The sequence below is a fragment of the Candidatus Poriferisodalis sp. genome (genome assembly GCF_965205175.1).
Taxonomy (GTDB): Bacteria; Actinomycetota; Acidimicrobiia; order Acidimicrobiales; family Poriferisodalaceae; genus Poriferisodalis.
In genome coordinates, this window is the sequence record NZ_OZ242038.1 from 550511 (window position 1) to 566297 (window position 15787).

At 70.1% G+C, this 15787-nt stretch carries 5 protein-coding genes; all 5 read right to left on the minus strand.

From position 1 onward, the window contains the following. Positions 1–162: 162 nt before the first annotated feature. Positions 163–3066, minus strand: coding sequence for a cell wall-binding repeat-containing protein (locus ACOGI4_RS02300; protein ID WP_419842343.1), 2904 nt, complete (start codon positions 3064–3066; stop codon positions 163–165). Positions 3067–3271: 205 nt separating this feature from the next. Further along, entirely contained in the window at positions 3272–5791 is a 2520-nt protein-coding gene (locus ACOGI4_RS02305) for a cell wall-binding repeat-containing protein (RefSeq protein ID WP_419842344.1), read from the minus strand. 102 nt (positions 5792–5893) lie between these two features. Further along, a complete protein-coding gene (locus tag ACOGI4_RS02310) occupies positions 5894–8392 on the minus strand; it encodes a cell wall-binding repeat-containing protein (protein ID WP_419842345.1) in 2499 nt (832 codons plus the stop codon). A 361-nt stretch (positions 8393–8753) separates the two neighbouring features. After that, positions 8754–11939: a cell wall-binding repeat-containing protein gene (locus tag ACOGI4_RS02315; protein WP_419841529.1), complete on the minus strand. Its 3186-nt coding sequence runs from the start codon at positions 11937–11939 to the stop codon at positions 8754–8756. A gap of 333 nt (positions 11940–12272) precedes the next feature. Further along, positions 12273–15527 carry a cell wall-binding repeat-containing protein gene (locus tag ACOGI4_RS02320; protein WP_419841530.1) on the minus strand — a complete coding sequence of 1085 codons (3255 nt, stop codon included), beginning with the start codon at positions 15525–15527 and terminating at the stop codon, positions 12273–12275. Positions 15528–15787 lie beyond the last annotated feature (260 nt).

Consider the following 15787-nt stretch of genomic DNA (forward strand, 5'->3'; position numbering starts at 1 on the left):
ACATTGAGCCTCACTGCAGGTCGCGGCGCAGTTATGCGCTCGTCTGGTTCCCGAAAGGCCGCCGCATCAGCCGGGCAGCAAGGCAGACCCCACCATAGCCCACCCGCATTGCCGTACCCAGCCAGTTGCGGCGCACTACACGTGCGGTACGGCGGGCGGATGTCAGTCTGCGACGGTGTTGATGAATGCCTCGGGTTGCCAAGAGATGGTGTCGTCGCTGCTTCGGTGGCCATTGAGCGCTATCTCGGCGCTGAAGCCGCCGGCGCCGTATCCGCCGGAGGTGCCAACCCGCAGCGGCGTCACTGCAGCCCCCGCAGGCAGCGGGCGGGCGGGTGCCCGCGCCTCTGGCAGCGCGGCGGCGGGCGACCCCAGCACCGACGACGCCCAGTTGCCCCCGTTCAGCACGCTGGCACCGCGCAGATGCCACGTGTTGCCGCGCAGTACCGCTTCGCCCTCGGCGGTCCCGCTCGCCCGACCCTCGGGGGTGCGAATGAACCACTCCGCCCGGAATGTCGTCGTGCTCGGCGCTCCGTCGTCGCCGGCGCGGCGGCGCAGGTCGATCTGAATGTGCGACATCACGATGGGCTCGGTCACGTCGGCAATCTCAGCCGTCGATGACGTCGCCTGCCCAGTGAACACCCACTGCGTCACTCCCGTCACCCCATGCACATCGTCGCGCCGGCCGGCCGTCTGCGGGTTGCGTGCCCTCAGCGGTGCACTCACACCGAAACGACGGCCCACATCGGCAGTCACGAGCAACGTCGGCGACGACCGGCCCAGCGGGTCCACAGCGCGCAGCAGCAGCGGGCGGTCTGCCGGCCAGCGCACCTCAACACATCCCGGCGCACCTTCGCCGCTCGATCGGGACGTTCCGTCGTGATCGCGGCGATACCAGTCGATGCCGCTGAGATCCACATGGCCCAGCGAATGGCTCACCAACGTGCCGGGTCGGGTCGAGTCGAAGCTCAGCCAGCGGGTGCCGGGATAGCTGCCGCGTGGCAAACAGACGGTGACCGCATCGCCCGCCGTGCTGGAGACCGGCCCTGTCGAGCCTCCGACACCTCCACGCCCCGCAGAGCCGGTCGACGTGGAACGCCCCGACACGACGCCTCCCGGCGAACCGGACGCGGGCACGTCCAAACCGTCGTGGAACACCGGCGTCATCGCCAAGGTCGTGACGAAGGCGCCGACGCCCAGCGGCACGCCGCGGACAGACGAGATGCCGAACGGCGAATGCGGATCAGGCGTCTCGGCGCCCGCCAAACCGATCTCAGGCACCGCCGCCGGGGTCAACCCTCCGCTCAAGATCGACGACATCTGCCCGAGCACGGCAGGAGTGATCGCATCAGGGCCGCCGAAGGCCACTGCGAACCCTGGTGCGGGGCAGACGCCGGCATCGAGCGCAATCGCATAAGCGATGGCGTCGCTGTCCGCACCGGCCGCTCCGGTGCCCGCTGCGTCCACGCACTCGGCCGGTGCCGCGAACATCTGCTCCAAGTAGTGCGCAACCGATGGGGTGAGCTCATCAGCGCCGCCGGGCACCAGTATCAGCGGAACTGCGACGCGGGCTGCCCCGCTTGAACGGCTGGCGGCGGTGCTGCTGCGGCCCGCACCAGCGCCGGGCACCGTGACATCTGCCGCTTGGATGTCTGCAGCCCGCACCGACGGCGGTCTGCTCACCGACGCTGCGCCCAGCATCCGCGGCGGCGGTGCTGCGCCGGCAGCGGCAGCAGTACCGCACCAAGCGCCCGCCCCGAGCGCATCCGGCCAGCCCAGCGAGCGATGTGTGCCGCCGGATGCCGCCACGCACACGACCGCCGATTCGAGACCGCCGCCACCAGGCTCGGCCTCGGCAGGATCGACTCCGGGCCACCAACCACCGAGGTGCTTGGCCATCTCGACACTCGTGGTGTAGCGATTCGAACCCCACACTCGCAGGACCTCAGCTCCGGTCAGCTTGGCTGCGGCATCGACAACTTCTTCGGGCAGACGTGCCGGACCACCAACAACGATGATGTGGTCGATGTCGAGCAGCGTCATCGCCGCAACGGTCTCGTCAGGCAAGCGGCGGCTGCCGTCACCCAGCAGCACCGGCACCTGCCAGTAGCTGGTCCACCACCCTGCAGCGAGCGCGTCGATGCCCTCGATCCCGTCGGTGAGCACGACGGTCCGACCGAGCAGCCGGCACTCAGTGGGGCTGGCGCGCCATTCCACGACAGAGTTCGCCCAGAAGGCGAGCGTGGGCGGGCGCCGGGCGCCTTGGCCCACGCCGGCCACGCCGTCTCCATCGTCGCCATCGCCAGCGCCATCTGTGACGTCGGCACCTCGGGCAGACGCGCATGTCGATGCGCCGTCGGGCACCGGCGCGGTGCCCAGCGCATGGGCCACAGCGGCCGCGGTTCCGTAGCGGTTCTCGCCCGCCACACGGAACACCTCGGCGATGCCGACCGACACCAGTTCGGCCTCGACCTCTGCGGGCACAGCCGCAGGGCCGCCGACGATGATCGCCTGACGCGCGGTGTTGCAGCCACCCGAGCGCAGGTCCGCCACGGCCAGCCGCACTGGCACCGCCAGCTTGCGAGCACCGCTGCGCGCCGAGTCGGTGAGCAGCACCGGAGCGCCGTGTGTGTCCACGCGGGCAAATCCGCCCGGCGGGTCGAACAGCGGATCCGCCGCGGCAACGCGCATCAGATACGGCTCGCTGGAGCCGCCGCTGGGGTCGGTCAACGCGGCCGCCGCGAGCGCGTCTGCTTGCGAGTCCCCGGCGACGATCGTGACCGATTTCGGGCACACACCCAAGCCCCACCAGTGATCTGCGGCTGCCAGCGTGTCAGCACCGCCGCCGCGATCGGGCGAATCGAAGGGGAAGCTGCCGCTGCCGCGCAGCACCAGCGAGGAGGCCAGCGACGTCTGGTAGCGGTCCGGTCCCCAGATGCGCAGTGCATTCGGCCAGCCCTCCAACAACGGTGCCGCCAGCTTCCCCGAAGGCCATTGCGCAGGCGGCACCGGCCCGCCGCGTAGCACCGACAGCTCCGATGCGCCGGCTGCCCCCACAGGACCGGCCATTCCGGCTGCCGCGGCTGCCAACGCGCCGGCGGCCAAGACACACGACAGCATCACCGCAGCAGCAGTTCGGCCAGTGGGACGGCCTCGGCAAGAGCGCGGCAGCCTGCAACTGCCGAAGAGACTCGTCACGGCGACGAGACTACGCAGCGGGTGCGCGCGCCTGTTGGCAGCCCGCACATGTCGTTCCAAGATCAGCCGACGCCGGTCAGCCGCTGGTGAAACCTCGGAAGGTCTGGGCGGCTGCACGGTTGCCGGCGCGGTCCTGCGCAGCGCCGGCACCAACGATCAGCTGCGAACGCGTCGACGGCAGCGCGTCGTAGTCCGCCGAGCGCAGCCAGGCGACGAGCGTGCCCACGCGAGCCCCGGGGGAGGTGTCGCATGCTGCGGCCCCCAAGGTGTTGATGTTGCTCTGGTCAGGCACGTTCACGAATTCAACATTGCGGTCGAACACCGTGCCGTCGAGCCGGAAGTCGGCGCGGTCGTCGCGATCGCGATCGACCGCCAGGTTGCCGAGGCTGACGCCGCCGGTCTCGCCGCAGCCGATGACCGCTTCGTTCCATTCCACTCGCATCCGGTTGATGCTGGTGCCGTCCGCGAACCGGTCCGGTCCCGAGTCGCCGCGCAACGTCGCTGTGTCACCACGGACAGCAGAGGCGACCTCAGCGTTGAACCGCGACGCAAAGCTACTGTCCTGGTTCAGGTCGGCGACAACGAGCCGCAGGGTCCGCTTGTCCGAAGCTCGCAGCACCATCGTCGGGTTCGACGACGACGGCGAAACCGACACCACAGAGACTTGGTCCGCGGCCCAGCCGCTCCGGATCTCCACCTTCATCGTCCACTTGTTGCCACGGGCGCCGGCCGCGTCGCCGTTCGCCTTGGACGTGATTTCGACTGCGTCACGGATGATGCTGCCCCGGTCATCCGCGTCGATGGTGACGCGGGCGGCATCGACCGGCGTGGGCAAGGTCACCAGCACTCGTGCAATGCGAGGCGCAGAGGTGTCGGTGCCGGGCCTGACAGTCTGCACGGCGTTTGGGTTGTCGGCGAGGTCGCGGACCGCACCGGCTCTCACGGTGATGGTGTCTTCAAGTCGTAGTCGGCCGAATACGGTCGGCACATCGGCCTCGAGACCTGCATCGATCCCGGAGTGCCGCAGCGCGACTTCCTGGTCGAGATCGTTTGCGGTGCCAGCGAGGTCCCGCCTGAGCTGCAAGCCGAGGCTGCGCAGCAACACCGGCTCGTCAGTGTCCACCCACACCTTCGTCCCGCCGACGAAAGCCGTGATCGTCAAGCGCGGGGCACGGTTGTCGTCGGCGACCCTTGCAGATGCCCGTGCCACAACTCGTTTGCCGTCGGCAGCTCGGATGATGCCGCCGGCGACGGCGATGTCGGTACCGGCCTCCAGCGGGTCGACGCAGCCGGTCGGAACGGAACCGCCGCCGGTGCGTGAACCTCGGAGTAGCACAACGGCGCGGCGGGTGACCTCTTCGGTGCCGGCCTGAACGGTGGCATCGGCCGGCGTAGAGCCGCCTACCCGGTAGGCAAGCACGTTCTTGGCCTGCGAGGTGAGCACCGGCTCGTCGAAGGTGACCTCGAAGCTGCACCGGCCCTCGAGGCCACTCAGCCGTGCCCGGACCGTCTCCAGCGTGGCTGCCGCTTGCGCCTCGGCAGCGGTGTCGGCTGAGACGGCCGCTGCGCCACCGAACACCATCATCCGCAGCCGCCCGTCGTCGCCGCCGCCGAGGTAGTCGACATGGCTGAGGAAGCGGCGGGTCTCGGCGTCGAGCCGGTCGATGTCGGTCAGCAGCAGCGGGGCGCAGCGCACGCCCAGCAGCGGTCCGCTGACGATGGCATCCGGCGATCGGTAGCCGTAGGCCAGCCCGACGCTGCTGCCGTCGAAGCAGCTCGACGCATTGCCGGAGTCCAGCAGCTCGCGAGCGATCACCGCGGCGGTCTCGAAGCGATCGTTGCCCGCCAGCCGCTGCACGCTGATACGAAGGCGCTCGACGGCGTCCTGCACGCCGCGGCTGACGGCTGCGGTCCCGCCCGCGACAATGACGTGGCTCACGCCAGCACTGCGCAGGAAGCCAGCGACGTCTGCGTGCAGCTCCCCGCGCGGCGTCAGCAACACCGGGTGCCGTCCTTCGTAGGCCAGCGGCCCGAGGGCGAGCGCGTCTGCGAAGTTCTCGCCGGTTGCCAGCAGCACAGTGCGGCCCCGCCGACCGTAGACACCGGGACTGCCGCCGGTGCGCCCGACCTCCTCCGCAACCGACACCGCAGTGGCATAGGCATCGCCGCCGCTGATGCGATCCGCGTCGTAGCCGTCTGCGCGCAGCTGCTCTTCGACGCTCGACGACACCACGTCTGGTCCGCCGATGATCACTACGCGGTCGATGCTGTTGTTGCGCAAGAACCGAGCCGCCGCGCCAGACAGCTCCGACGGGGCAGTGATGAGCAGCGGCGCGTCGAGCTGACGCGCCAGCGGCGGCGCTGCCAAGGCGTAGCCGAAATGGGCTTCCTCGCCAGAGGTGAGCACGACGGTGTCGACCTGCACCGGCGGGTTCTGGGATTGACGGAAAGAGACGTAGCGCTGCGCTACAGCCGCGGCAGTGTCGTAGCGGGTAGCGCCAGCGTGCCGCTGCACGCTGACCAGCGGTGCGGCCGCGTCTGCGACAGACCCGCTGCCGACGACGGTCAGCACGCTGGCGATCGCCAGTGCACTCATCGCTGCGCAGCGCCACGGTCGCCAGCGCCGCAGGCTGCGGAAGCCTGCGCATCCGCCGAAACGGGGGTCGCGGGGCCGCTTTCCGCAGTTCATCTCAACGCTTCATCGCAGCGAGCTGAAACCGGCGAAGCGACGCCTCGTCGACTGATTGCCGACGAGGTCGGTGGCTGCGCCGCCGGTGTCGTGCAGCCACGAGTCAAGCGACGGCAGCGCTGCTGCCGACGACGACTGGATAGAAGCCACCAGCGTGCCCGGCTTCGCCCCAGGCGTCGTGTCGCAGATGGCGCCGTTGCTGCTGAACTGGCGGCCGCCGTCGGTGGCCAGAACGAAGCTCACGCCCGCGGCCCGTGCGAGATGGCCGTCGAGGTAGAACTCTGACCTGTTGTCGGCATCGGCGTCCACGCCGAGTCTGTCGGCTTTGACACCGTCGGTCTCATCGCAGTGCCACACCGCTTCCGACCAGCTCACCACCATGTCCACGGAGCTGGTGCCGTCGCTCAGCCGCACTGCGCTCGCACCTGCGCTGAACGTGGCACCGCCGCTGCGCGCCAACGACGACGCAGTCGCAGTGAACAGTAGACGGAACGAGCTGTTCGTGTTGAGGTCGTCGGCGACGCTAGCCAAGGACCGCTGCTGCGAAGCGACGATGTCGATGTGCTTACGTTGGGTGCTCACGTCGACCGTGGTGCGCTGCCGGGCATCTGCCCGCGCATCGAGTTCCACGTCGACGGTCCAGTCGTTGCCTGCAGCGCCTGCGGCTGCACCGGAGAGCTTGCCGCGGATGGTGAGCGCGTCCGTCACTCGGCCGCCGCCGTCGCGTCCGTCAAATGAGACAGATGCCGCCACACGCGCCGCCGGCTGGCTGACTTCCACACGGGAGAGGCGAGGCGCTCTGTTGTCCCGGATGGCCCGCTGCGTGGCTGCGGTGTTGGTGTTGCCCGCCAAGTCCACCAGGACGCCCGCCGCGATCCGAACCGAATCGCCTGGCTTGACACCGCCCGCATGCGGTGCGTTGAGGGTCACACGCGTCACGCCTGTTCCGAAGTTGAGTGGGAGCTTCATGTCGTCTTCGCCGGTGCGCACATAAACGACCTCCGGACTGATGCCTTGGTCGTCGTCGCCCGGGTTGTCGCTCACCGATTCGCTGACATCTACGTAGAACTTACCGGCGGTTTCGATCAGCGTGAAGGTGATCCTCGGGCGCGCACGGTCTGAGCTGACGCGCTGGTTTTCGCCGCGAACCACCCGCTTGCCGTCCGGCGCGAAGATGGCGTTCGCGATGATCTCGAAGCGTTCGGTGCGCTTGAGCGGGGTCGTGCAGCCGAGCGGTTCAGCCCCCTTCTCCGACGACGTTGCACCAGCCAGCGTGATGACGGCTCGGTTCGTGTTCACGTCAACGCCAGCATCGACGGCGCCGAAGCTCGCGCCGAGGCGCCTGCCTCCGTGCCGGTAGTTGCCGATGGCCACTGCATCGGTACGCCGCACCGGCTCGCTGAAGGTGATGACAATCTGGCAGCGACCTTCGACGGCATCGATGCGGGCCGTGATGGGCGTCAGCGTCGCAGCGGTGTCGGCTTGGCTGAGCGCGGTGCTCGAGATCGCCGCAGTGCCGCCGAACACCGTGATACGCAATCGGCCGGTGTTGTCACCGGTGAAGTAGCCGTCTGCGGCCAGCAGATCCTCAGTGGCGCTGCTCAGCCCCGCCGGGTCGGTGATCAGCAGCGGCGCGCATCGTTCGCCCAGCAGCGGGGCGCTGACCAACGCGTCAGGCGGACGCCAGCCGTTGGCCAGTCCCACCTCGGCGCCGCCGAAGCACGTCTGAGGCGAGTTGGTCTCTTGCAGTTCGCGGGCGATGGCCGCCGCTGTGGCGAACCGGTCCGAGCCTGCGAGCCGCTCAGTGCTGATGTCGTTGCTTCGCAGCTCTCGATCCACACTGCTGCTGATGGCTACGGTGCCGCCCAGGATCACCGCGTGCGCAGTGTCGCTGGCACGCATGAACTCCAGCGCGGCCGGATGCAGGTTGTCGCTGGGCGTCAACAACACGGGATGCTCGCCGCGGTAGGCCAGCGGCCCGGCTGCGAGACCGTCGGCGAAGCTGTCAGAGGTAGCCAACAGCACGGTGCGGCCTTCGGAGCCGTAGGTACCGGGCTTACCGGGCTGATGGCCGACACGTTGCGCTACGGCCGCAGCGGTGGTGTGCACATCGGCGCCAGCGACGCGCCGCACCGTCGCGCCCAGCCGCTCGACGTCGACTTCGACTTCAGCCGAGACGACCTCTTCACCGCCGATGATGTAGACGGTGTCGATATCGCGTCGTTCGATGAAGCGCTCGGCCGAGCGGGTCAGACGGTCTGGCTCGGTCAGCAGCATGGGCGCTGAGTGCCGGCGTGCCAGCGCCGGTGCCACCAATGCGTAGCCGAAGTCTTCGTCGGCGCCGGAGACCAAGACGACGGTGTCGACGCCGGCGCCGCGTTCGGTGCGGTACGCCTCGGCAACCTGGGCCGCGGTGTCGTAGCGATCAGTGCCGGCGATGCGGGTGTAGGTGGCGTCTCGAGCTGCTGCCGACGCCGGCGGCGCCATGCTGAGACCGGCTGCGGTCACTATCGCTGCGATCAGTGCCGCGCGCAGGCGAACGGTGTGCCGTGCCGTGCGTGTGCGGCGTGGGCTGTTGCGGCGGGCTGTGCCTGATGCGGTTTCGGCTGGGCTCGTGCTCACCGGACACCTCCCGGCATATGGCGGCTCGTCCGAGACTCACGGTAGCAGAGCCGTGACGCGGCTCGTGGTCAGTCTCACGCGGTTCGGCTGGTTGTGTGGCGGGAGGGGGTGTCTGGTGCTGTCGGCTGTGTCGTAGCTGGTTTGTGGTGGCTGTGCGGACACGGCAGCACAGGCAGCCCCTCTCCCCTGTTTTTGGGGTGGGGGGCTGCCTGTGCTGCGGTGCGGTGGTGCGGGGGGTGTGGTGTGGTCAGTATCCGTATGGGGTGCTGGGGACGTTGCCGGTGGTGACAGCGATTTTCTGGGCGCGGTTGTGGAAGTCGACCGGCTCGGTGCGGGGGCCTTTGCCGTAGGTGGCGTCGCCGTCGCCGTCGTCGTCGATCTCCGGCACGCGGCCGCTCCAGCTGTAGGTCGAAAGCAGGTAGTTGCCTGCCACGTGTGAGCCGGAGTCGGTGTCGAACTGGCCTCGGGTGCCGTCAGGCGCGTACTCGTAGAAGCTGCCGTAGAAGGTGACGACGCCTCTGCCTGAGCCGCTGGTCAGCGTCGGCAGCTTGGAGATGTCGGTGGTCGAGAACTGTATGCGGGCGGACTTGGAGGGCCGCAAGAACTCGACCGACGCTGAGTAGACGCTGCGCTCGGCGGGCTCGGGTGGTGTGGCGGCCCAGCCGGCGTCGGTCGTGACCACGGTGCGGGCGGTGATCCGGGCCGAAGAGAACGCGCCCGCGGTGCACGAGACGGGAGAGCCGCCTGTGTAGTGGCCGGGCACCAACGCGCCGAGCACCTGGCATGTCAGGGTGTTCGTGAGCACGGTGTGCACGAAGTCCTCCCAGGTGACCAGAATGCCGACGGTGGTGACGCCGCCTCGCATCTTGTAGCGGGAGCTCAGCCACTCCGGCACGGCGGCGAGCTTGCGGCCGCGGCGGGCGCAGTTGCTGTACTCGGCGGTGAAGCTGTCCGCGAAGGCTTTGGTGCCGGTCACCGCGGTGTGCATGTCGCCCAGGGTGGGGGTGCCCGCCAGGACCGTCACGTCGATCCTGCCGCCCCCGGCGGCGCCGATCCCGGGCACGACCCGCACGTCGATGTCGACCGGGTCGTCGGGACGGTGGAAGCCGCTGCCCGAAGCGCCCGCCGGGCGGCGCACGTTGACGGACCAGTCGTTGCCGCGTGCGCCGGCGGCGATGCCGTCCCAGCGGGCACGGATCTTGAGATGATCCCCGCTCTTGGGGCCCAGGTAGCCGATCGCGCGGCGGCTGAGATCGGCGTCGCTGCCCCACTGCTCGTCGGCGGGCAGCCCGCCGGTCAGGTCGTCGTCGGCGGGGTCGTCGTTGACGCCGGTGTCGGTCTTGCCGATCTGCACCGAGGTGGCCCCGAACTTGGGTATCCGCTTGGTGACCACGGTGCGGGTGTAGCGGGACTGAGCGCCGCTCTCGGTGTGCACGAACGCGCCCCGGTCGATGGTCACCACGTCGCCGGCCTGCAGCGCATAGCTGCTGCCCTTGGCTTCGTAGGAGTCGCCGGTGTCGCCGTCGCCGTTCATGTCGAACGCCTCCGCCAGCTTCCAGACGACCTTGTAGCCGTTGATCTGGTTGTTCGCCGCTGCGGTCTGCAAGGTGGCGTCGCCGAAGCTGAAGCGCGTCTTGATCTTCGCGCCGGCTTTGCTGACGACCGACACGGGATGGTAGTCGGCCGCATGGCTCGCGGAGTTCACGTCGTTGGGCCGGGTCAGCTCGCTGTCGGACAGCTGGGCGACACGCACCGCGGCGGAGTTCTCGCCCTCCACCGCGACCAGCTCCACGACCGGCACCACCGGCACCGTCGTCTTCAGCGGGACCGTGAAGCTCGCGGGCTGCACACGACGCATGTCGCCGGTCACGCCGAGCATCGAGCCGGACTCGTTGGGGCGCAGCTCGATGCGGTCCCCCGCCTTGAGCGTGTCCGACGAGGTGACCGTCACACGAGTCCCCGCGCCGCACGTGCCAGACGGCGGATAGTTCGTGTCGGCCTCGATGCCGTCAGCGGCGACCGCCATCGGGGCGCCGTTGAGGTACAGCATCGACGCGAGCCGGTCGAACCAGGCGTCGAACGTCGTCGTCGTGGTACGCGCCGCGGGGGTCTGGCTGATCTTGTCGCTGAAAGTGATCGTGAACTGGCGGTCCTCTTCTTCCTGCTTCGCTCTGTCCTCAGCGGACAGATTGCCGACGATGCGCCCGTCGCGTGTCAGCGGGTCCCTGGAGATCTTGGCTGTCAGCGGCGCACCCCCCGAAGCGGCCGCCACCGCGGCGGCCATCACCGACGCCGGCACCGCCGCGGTGCCGCCCACAGCAGCGATCCACAGATGCTGACGGGCGCCCGCCGCGTCGGCGACCGGGGTCGCGGCGAGCCAGTCCCGCACCGAGACGGGCAGCACCTCGCCGACCAGCAGCGCCGGCACCGGCTTGCCCGAACCGCCGATCCCCGCACCCAGAACGGGCGCGGCGGCCACGCCGTCCGCCGCGGACGTCGCGGACACCAAAGCCACACGATTCGTGTCGGTGCCTACACCCGCGCAGGCGCCCCACATCAGCCTCGCCACCGCGACCGACGTCGCCGCCGCATCCGCGCCGGCGACACGCTCGGTCCTCGCCCCCAAAGCAGTCACCTGATCCGCGACCGCAGCCGACACCTGATCGGTGCCGCCCACGATCACCACACGGTCGATCCCGTTGTCGTCGATGTACTCCGCCGCGGCGGCCGCCAGCGCGTCTGAGGGGGTGAGCAGCAGCGGCATCTCCAACGCGTACGCCAGCGGCCCCGCCGCGACCGCCGCGCTCCACGGGGCGGCGTCCCCGTTCGCGAGCAGCACCGCGTCGTCGTTGGTGCCGCACCAACGCGCCGAGGAGCGGGTCAGCTTCGCCATCGCCGCCGCGGTCGCATACCGGTCCGCCCCCGCGACCCTGGTGACTTTCGGGGACGACGCCAAGCCCTCCAGCTGGGTCACCACCCGCTCCGACACTGCCGCTGTGCCCCCGGCGACGTACACGGTGCGCACCCCCTGGTCCTCCACGAACTCCGCGACGCCGCGAGGCAGCCCGTCGGGGCGGGTCAACAGCACCGGCGCCTGCTCATAGCCCGCCAGCCCCGCAGCCGCCACGGCGTCCACCAGCGACGCCCCCGACGCGACGATCACCGCGTCCACCGTCCCAGGCGTGCCGTCGTCAGCGAAATGCTCCGCCAACAACAGCGCCGTCGCGTAACGGTCCCCCCCGGCGAACGCACGGCTGTCAGGACGCCCGTCACGGTTCGTGTCCACCAAGAACTCGCCCGCCGAGTTCGCCGCCCCCACCCCGGCGCCCGGCGCCACCGCCAGCATCGACCCCGCCACCGCAGCCGCCAGCAGCACCACAGCCGCCCGCCTGCGACCCGACAGCACCCACAGCCTCGCTCGACCCAACAGCACAGCACACCTCACAGCACAACCCTAGACAGCAACGACCCGTCGACCCGTCGCGGCGCCCGAACAGGCGCCTCACCAACACAACCGCACCCCGCCCCCCCCTGTGACACCCCCACCCCCCAGCCCCGCAGGACCCCCAGCCGGACGGGCGCCCCAAAGGCCGCCGCCGGCGAAGTCCCAGGGCCGGCCCGCGGACCCGCCGGCCGACCCCCGCGGCCGACCGGGCGCCTCAGGACGCCGCCGGCGGGGGGCCGCCGGGGCGGCGAAGACGATGCCGTCCCGAAGCCGTCGAGAGCTTCGGGACGGCAGCACACGAGGCGCCGGCGGGCGGGGGGGCTAGCCGAGGGGGTTGCCGGGACGCAGCGAGGGCACGTCGCCTGACACGGCCCGCACCCTGCCCGCGGCCGACGCGTAGTCCGCGGGCTCGCTGGTCGCGGTCTTGGCTTTGTCGGCGGCGCCGTCGCGGTCGTCGTCGATCTCGGCTGGGAGCCGGCCGGGCACCCCGAGGCTGGTGTCGGCGGCCTGGTCGGAGCCGTTCGCCCACAGGTAGCTGTACGCGACCGCGGCCGGGCTGCCGGCGAGCGTGCCCGCGGTGGTGGACCAGTACTCCCCGCCGAAGCTGACCACGCCTTTGCCGGCGCCGGTGCGCAGCCCGGGCAGCCGCTGCGGGTCGCGGGTGGTGACCCGCACATGGAACGTCTTGGTGGGCAGGCCGCTCGAGCCCACTGTCCCGTTGTCGGCGGAGGACACCACCGCCGTGTAGTGGTCGTGGTTCGCCGGCGTGTAGGGACGCGCCGAGTGGGTGAGCATGTCCACCAGCATGGACGCGTCACGGCCCACGGGGTCCCCGCCGGACTCGTTGCTCTGGATGTGACGCACCTCGCCGTTGGTGCGGAACCCTGCCGGCACATTGCTCAGGACATGACCGGGCACCAAAGCGGCGAGCACCTGGTCGCGCAGCTTCTGGCCCGTCGCGGTGCCCGGCAGGTCAGCGACCCAGTCGCCGAAGGTGATCTCGATGCCGACCGAGCTGACCCCCCCGCCGAAGAACGTCGGCTGGTTGCGGACCTGCTGGTCGCCTATCGCGGTGCCCGACGACGTCTCGGCCCATTCCTTGGCGTTCACCCGCACCCTGCGCCAGTTGCAGTTGTTGCTGAGCTCGCCGGCCTCGGGCGGATAGTACACGTCGAAATTGGCTGCGAACTCCTTGTCGGCCCGCAGAATGTCGTACACGTCGCCGAGCGTGAAGCTGCCGCCGACGAACGTGACCGAGATCTGCCCGCCGACGCCGGTCGCGTACTTGTTCACGTCCACGTCGAGCCGCTGCGCCCCGTTCGGGTCCCAGTCGGGGGAGAACAAGGTGCGCACCGTCCACTCGTTCCCCAAAGCGCCCGCCGCGTACCCGTCCCAGCGGGGCCGCACATGCAGATACGTCGTCGTGTTGGCCCGTCCGACGAACCCCAGCGCGCGGCGGCTGATCAGCGGCGTGGAGTCGTTCGCGTTCCCGTCCAGCGCCACCACCGCCGGCAGGCCCCCCGGCTTGGCGTCGTCGGCGGGGTCGTCGTTCACTCCCGTGTCCGGGCGGCCGACCCGCACCGAGGTGACCGCGAACTTCGGGACCCGCTTGGAGACCGTGGTGCGCGCGAACCGGGACTGGGTGCGGCTCGCGGTGTGCGTCAAAGCGCCCCGGTCGACCGTGACGGTGTCCCCGGCGCGCAGGAAATACTTCGACCCGGCGGCCTCGTTCGTGTCGGTCGTGTCGGAGTCCTCGCCCGGGTTCCAGTTGTACGCCTCGGCCAATACCAGGTTCACGTTGTACCCCGGGAACCCCGACGCGTTCCCCACCGACTCCAGGTCGTAGCCGTCGTCGGGCTTCACCTTCGGACCCGGCCGGTTCTTGAACCGTGCGGTCGTGACGCTGATCTTCCCCGCCGTGCCGTCGATCTGAGTGTTCACGTTGCCCCGGTCCGGATAGGAGTAGGCGTCCAGGTACAGCTGCATCTTGGTCTGGCCCTCCACTGCCACCACCGTCGGCGTCGGGTCCACCGACGCCGGCGGCGGCAGCGCCGGGAACACCGCGGAGGCGGCCTGCACCATCCGCCTGTCCCCCCCGGCGCCCAGCATCGAGTTCCGGTTCGGGCGCAGCTCCACCCGGTCCCCCGGCTGCAGCAGCCGATACCCCGGAGGCGCCGGCAAGAGCACCAACAGCTGCGTCCCCGCACCCGCCGAGCACGCATCAGGCGCCGTGTAGCCCTCGTTCACCGTGAAATTGTTCACCTCCACGTTCGAGCCGTTCACGTACACCATCGACGCCAACGCCTTCCGGTCCGCCGCCGACAACGCGTCGCTGCTCAGCCGCAGCCTGTCGCTGAACGTCAACGTGAACCGCGAACGTTCGCTCGTGTCGAAACTGATCCTCGCCGACAACGCCGGGGCTGTGCCCGCCGCGTCCACCGCCGCTGTCACCACACCAGCCGAAACCGCAGCAGTTCCCCCCACCGCCACCACCGCCAGATGCGTCTTGCTCCCCGCGCTGTCAGTGGTCGGCGTGCCCGCCAGCCAGTCCCGCACCGACCCCGGCAAGCTCTTGCCGACCAGCAGGATCGGCGCCGGCCGGTCGTCGCGGCCGATCCCGCGGCCCAGCACCGGCCCCGCCGCGACGCCGTCAGCAGTCGAGCCCTGCGACACCAACGCGACATGCGTGCGGTCCGCGCGCAGACCCCCGCAGCCCTCCCACATCAGCTCCGCCACCCGAACCGACGTCGCCGCCGCGTCCGCGCCCGCATAACGGTCCACCCGGGCGCCCAGCGCCGCCGCCTCGTCCGCGACCGCGTCGGACACCTCCGTCTTGTCGCCGATGATCACCACCCGGTCGATCCCGTTGCCGCGGATGAACTCCGCCGACGCCGCCGGCAGCCTGTCAGCCGCCGTCAGCAGCAACGGCGTCTGCATCTGATACGACAACGGGCCCGCCAACACCGCGGACGTGAACGGCACCCGGTCCCCGTTCGCCAACAGCACCGCCTCATCGTCAGACTCGCACCACCTCGCCGAAGGCCTGATCATCTTCGCCATCGCCGCAGCCGTCGCGTACCTGTCCGCACCCGCCACACGCCTCACCCGCGGCCTCGACGCCAACCCCTCCAACCGGGCGACCACCGCGTCGGACACCGCCGACGGGCCCCCAGCCACATACACCGTCCCCGGCCGCTGAGCGTCAACGAACTCCGCCACACCCCTCGGCAGCCGGTCACGATAGGTCAAGATCACCGGCGCCTCCACATAGCCCGCCAGCCCCGCAGCAGCCACCGCGTCGATCTGCGACTCCCCAGACGCCACAATCACCGCGTCCACCGACCCCGGCACACCCCCGTCAGCGAAATGGCGCGCCAACAACAACGCCGTCTCATACCGGTCCCTGCCCGCGAACCCCCGACTGTCAGGCCGACCGTCCCGATCCGAGTCCACCAGCCACTCACCAGCCGAGTTCGCCGCACCCACCGGCACACCACCCACCAACGACCCACCCAGCAGCGAACCCCCCAACAACACCACCGCCAGCACCACCCACCACGACCTGCGACCCGACACACGAACAGCCGACACAACACACCTCACAAAACCCGCAGCACCCCGAAACAGGCACCTCACACACAACAACCACACCACACCCGCACCTGTGACACCCCCAGCATCCCACAGCATCCGCGTCCGGCCGCACGCCCACCCCCGCCCCACTCCGACACGCAGCCGACCGCAGAACACTCCCCGAACCAGCCGCAGCCCCCAAACAAAGACGCCGGCCCCACAAGCCCGCAGCCCGCCGGACCGGACCCGGGCAGGCTCTGCCG

What these genes read in the sequence shown, in the direction of transcription:
- ACOGI4_RS02300 (WP_419842343.1), bottom strand. Translation starts at nt 3,066, where the DNA reads ATGGCCGGTCCTGTGGGGGCAGCCGGCGCATCGGAGCTGTCGGTGCTA.
- ACOGI4_RS02305 (WP_419842344.1), bottom strand. Translation starts at nt 5,791, where the DNA reads ATGAGTGCACTGGCGATCGCCAGCGTGCTGACCGTCGTCGGCAGCGGG.